Source organism: Clostridium sp., assembly GCF_036646415.1.
GTDB lineage: Bacteria > Bacillota > Clostridia > Clostridiales > Clostridiaceae > Clostridium_J.
On the sequence record NZ_JAVXMF010000055.1, the window covers coordinates 1 to 3,932 of the forward strand.

Sequence of the window (3,932 nt, forward strand, 5' to 3'; positions counted from 1 at the left end):
TAGGCCTATAATATTATACAAATAATCTTTCATTCTCAACATATATACCAATTAGTGCATTAATTTATCATCTATGTACTAATTGGTATTACTAGATTTGAACAAATTTTGGTGCAATTTTGCAGAAAAAACGCAGGTTGGCCTATAAAAATTTAACTTATCTATTTAAATTTAATCTCTAATTGCGTTTAATTTATGAAGCAAATACTCTTTTTTATTCAATGGATCATAAGTTGTTTTTTGGCGTGCTTTTGCAAATCCAGCGGAAACTTCCTTATATCCATAAAATTTTGTCACAAACATTCCCCTACCTTCTGTATATGAAGCTATTTTCATTTTATATTCTTTTGAATTTTCTACTGGAATTAATCCCTTTATTGAGAATTCATCCCCTATAACAATAGGATTATCAAAGGTTGCCCTCATAGTTTCTAAATCCCATACCGCTTTACTTAAAGCATTTTGAGGAATCCTTAACTCAAACTCATGTAATGGCTCTAATAAAACAGTTTGTGCTTTATATAATGCTTCCATGAATACCATAGGTGTCACATTTCTAAAATCTGCTGGAGTGCTGGCTGGACTAAAAAATTCACCACAGCTAAGAGTGACTTTTACATCTGTAACCTCCCATCCAAATAATCCTTGTTTACTTGTCTTAATAACTGCTTCTTCAATTGCATTTTGAAAAGATTTTGGCAATGACCCTACTGAAACATTAGAAATATACCTAAGACCTTCGCCTCTCCCTGCTGGTTCTATTTCTAAGCCTACTGTCGCCCAAAATGGATTTAAGTCTTCCTGCATATGCATTATTGACGCTCCAAAACCTTTAGGTGTTTCCTTATAGATAGTCTCAATATTCGAAAACTCTACTTTTATTCCATATAAATCATCTAACATAGAACTTAGTATTTCCATTTGAACTTCACCGAATAAGTTGACATAAATTTCTTTATCCATGTCATTCATCTCTAATTCTAGTAGTGGATCTTCCTCTGCAAGTAATGTTAATGCTTTAAATAGCTCTGGATTTTTTTCTTTATCAATTGCAGAAATTGTTGTTTTTAATGCTGGTTTAGCTATAGATATATTTTTAATTTTATTATTTGAAATTCCAATAACATCTCCCACTTGGAAACTTGTAAGTCCATATAAAATACCTATATCCCCTGCTTCTATCCTCTGTGCTTCAATAATTACCCCATTTTCTAACCTATTAATTTTCTTTACTTTTTCTGCTATCTCCTTATTAGGTACTTGGATTTTATCTCTTACAGATATTTTTCCTCCAAATAATCTTACATAAACCTTCTTTTCATTTTTACTTGTTCTTTCGATTTTAAACACTACCCCAGATAAATCACTTTCACAATCATCACCTGCAAATGAAAAATAACTACAAATTCCATCTAATAAATCTTCAACTCCAAGTCCAATTGCTGCAGCACCACAAAATACTGGATATAGACTTCCTTCCCTTGCATATAATGAAAGCTTTTCTTGTATTTCTTCTTTATCAGGTTCTATTCCACCAATATATCTTTCTAAAAATGCTTCGTCTAAGTCTGATAAAACATTGATAGCATCATCATTTATCATGCATGTATCAAATAGGTTTTTTATATAAACAGCTTTGCTTCCTGCATCATATACTTCTTGTAATCTAACTACTTTATTGGACATGTTCTTCTTTATCTCTTCAAATACTTTATTAAAATTTGCCCCAATTCTATCTAGCTTATTTACAAAAATTATTGTTGGAATGTTTAACTCCCTTAATGTATTAAATAATATTCTTGTTTGTGACTGAATCCCCTCTACTCCTGATATAACTAGTATTGCTCCATCTAAGCCACTTAATGAACGTTCAACTTCCGAAATAAAATCCACATGTCCTGGAGTATCAACAATATTCACCTTAACATTATTCCAATTAAAAGATATGGTTGATGATTTAATGGTAATTCCTCTCCTACGCTCAAGCTCCATAGAATCTGTCTGTGTATTGCCTAAATCAACTCTTCCAACTGATTTTATAGCTCCACTATAATATAATAAGTTCTCTGTTATAGTTGTTTTTCCCGCATCCACGTGTGCTACGATTCCTATATTAATTATTTTCTTCATAATTACCACCTCCAACTCTATCAACTACCTTTTTATCCATTATCATAGCAACAATATATAACACTAATACTGGTGTTAATAATAACGAAGTACAAGCTATACCAATACTTACTGAAATATTTGTAGCTATGATTCCTATAATTGGTCCACCTAAAATTTGACCTAAGGAATTTATTTGACCATTTATAGAAAGCACAGTAGCTCTGGCCTTGTCATCTATATGTCCATTAATCCATGCACTAAATATAGGTTCATTTATAGTTCTAAAGGTACTTGTCGCTAAATAAGCTATTAGCATTAAGTTAAAGTTTTTTGTAATAGCAAATATGAACATAAATGATATATAAAATATATTTATGCATAATAACAGCTTTCCATTTTGATTCTTATCATCATCCTTAAGCTTCTTTGCCATAAAATGCATTACTATAGCACTCAATATCATTCCTGCAATTCCAAAAATTCCGAACCAAGTCACTGGTTTAAGATTTCCAAGTTTAGGAAGCATAGTATCTTGTAAAAAATGCACATTAGAAAGTCTATCATAACCTTCACTGGATAATCCATAAAATAAAGTTACTGAAAGCAAAATTATAATCATAGGTTTACTTTTTATAAATTTAAGACCAGATTTAAAGGTATATCCCATCTTTTTGAATGTATTTAAATCCTCTGGAGCAGATGATTTAAAATTATTTTCTGGCATATATAACCATAAAAATAATGCAAGAATTATAAATAAAACTCCACTAACTATAATAGGCAGTCTTACAGAGAAATTAGCTATTACAGTGCTTAGTACTATTCCAATAACCGATCCTATCTGTCCTGCTTGTGCTCCCTTTATATAAATTTCATCTAAATCTTTATCTTTCTCTTCTTCCGCAATCCAAGCTTCAACAGATCCACTGATAAAAGTAGAACCTAATCCCCATACAACCTGTGCTACAAGTACGAAAACGAAACTAGAAATAGAACCTTCTACGATAAATCCCACTCCTGTTAAAACTACACCAATAACAATAGATAGTTTACGACTGTACACATCTGCAACTATGCCTGTAGGAATTTCAAATATAAAGCATGCTACTTCTAAAGTAGTTCCAACAAGTATAAGCTGCAGTGGATTTAAATGAACCGTTTCAATGTGATACACTATCATAACTGTAGCTACTAACGAAAAACACATTGCTGTAATAGCTGAAAATAATAAATAAGTTTTATATGCTGAAAGTTTATTAACCATTAATCATCACCATCCTAATATTTCTTAAAAAATTTGTTTGTTTTTCATAATCTTCATATTTAAATATATAAATCATCAAAATAATCTCCTTAAATAAAAAAAGCTGTAAATGAACATAGTTCACTTACAGCCTCATAATTATATAACCTAAATATAAACATGAAATATAGAACTTTAATTTATATAGCTTATTATTAAGCTATTCAAATTAAAATCTTATACCATATCTATAAATGTAGCAAAAATAGACATAAAAATACTGTGTTTAGAACACAGTTTTCCCATTCTGCAAATAGAGGTGTAACATGCTCATTATAATACTGATTATTTTTAGAGTACACAAATAAACATGGTAATATCAATATTATCAATAATTGATTCTACCACAAATAAACCTTGAGTTATTCAAGATTTTTTCATATACTTTTTAAAATAATCCTTATTCAGTTAGTTTAGTTAAAAACTACCTCTTTGCGCATATTTATAACCCCTTTACATTTATATTTTTCATGTTTATATTTTAGTATAATTACATTATATATAAATTTTTAATTTT

At 29.7% G+C, this 3,932-nt stretch carries 2 protein-coding genes; both read right to left on the reverse strand.

Features of this window, described 5'->3' with window-relative positions; translation table 11 throughout:
- Nucleotides 1-171: 171 nt before the first annotated feature.
- Entirely contained in the window at nucleotides 172-2,130 is a 1,959-nt protein-coding gene (gene tetB(P), locus RSD37_RS16575) for a tetracycline resistance ribosomal protection protein TetB(P) (RefSeq protein ID WP_346947837.1), read from the reverse strand.
- Entirely contained in the window at nucleotides 2,114-3,376 is a 1,263-nt protein-coding gene (tetA(P), locus tag RSD37_RS16580) for a tetracycline efflux MFS transporter TetA(P) (RefSeq protein WP_346947838.1), read from the reverse strand. Before tetA(P) ends, tetB(P) begins: the two co-directional genes overlap by 17 nt.
- Nucleotides 3,377-3,932: the final 556 nt, after the last annotated feature.